The 568-nt window shown below is 49.1% G+C and carries 2 tRNA genes and 1 rRNA gene; all 3 read right to left on the bottom strand.

Annotation, left to right across the window (positions count from 1 at the left end):
• Positions 1-162: 162 nt before the first annotated feature.
• Positions 163-236 (bottom strand) — tRNA-Ala (locus BEN47_RS02195).
• 36 nt (positions 237-272) lie between these two features.
• A tRNA-Ile gene (locus tag BEN47_RS02190) sits at positions 273-346 on the bottom strand.
• Between the two features lie 130 nt (positions 347-476).
• Positions 477-568: ribosomal RNA gene (locus BEN47_RS02185) — 16S ribosomal RNA — on the bottom strand; the annotation flags it as partial.

Here is a 568-nt window from a genome sequence, read left to right as displayed (position 1 = left end):
GCTTTCGTAGCACCCCATCGCTAGGGTTTGCTTACCTTATTACTAAGGACAAGCGCGCTACGCTTCGTTTTTGTTACCCCTTACGTCAAAGAACGTGTACTACTCTGGTGTTTAGTAGTGTCGTAGCTAAGCCCCTATTGAGTTTAGCCGATATTATTAAAGTGGAGAATAACGGAGTCGAACCGTTGACCCCCTGCGTGCAAGGCAGGTGCTCTAGCCAGCTGAGCTAATCCCCCGAGTTTCGTTTCCAGCAGCAATCCCGCCAGTTACAGTGGGCCTGCGTGGACTCGAACCACGGACCTCTACATTATCAGTGTAGCGCTCTAACCACCTGAGCTACAAGCCCGGGTTTCGACGATACCCGAAGGCAAGCGTAGAATCCGTATTCAAATATTATTTGAATGAAGAAACAGACAAAATGATAAGAACCAAGCAGTACTTATTAAAGTATAACATCGTGAGCAAGGCCGCTCCAGAAAGGAGGTGATCCAGCCGCACCTTCCGGTACGGCTACCTTGTTACGACTTAGCCCTAGTTACCTGTTCTACCCTAACTGGCTTCGTTGCGG

The sequence above is a fragment of the Hymenobacter lapidarius genome (assembly GCF_001816145.1).
GTDB classification, from domain to species: Bacteria; Bacteroidota; Bacteroidia; order Cytophagales; family Hymenobacteraceae; genus Hymenobacter; species Hymenobacter lapidarius.
Note: the sequence above shows the minus strand (reverse complement) of the source record. Positions and strands in the feature narration are given on the sequence as shown.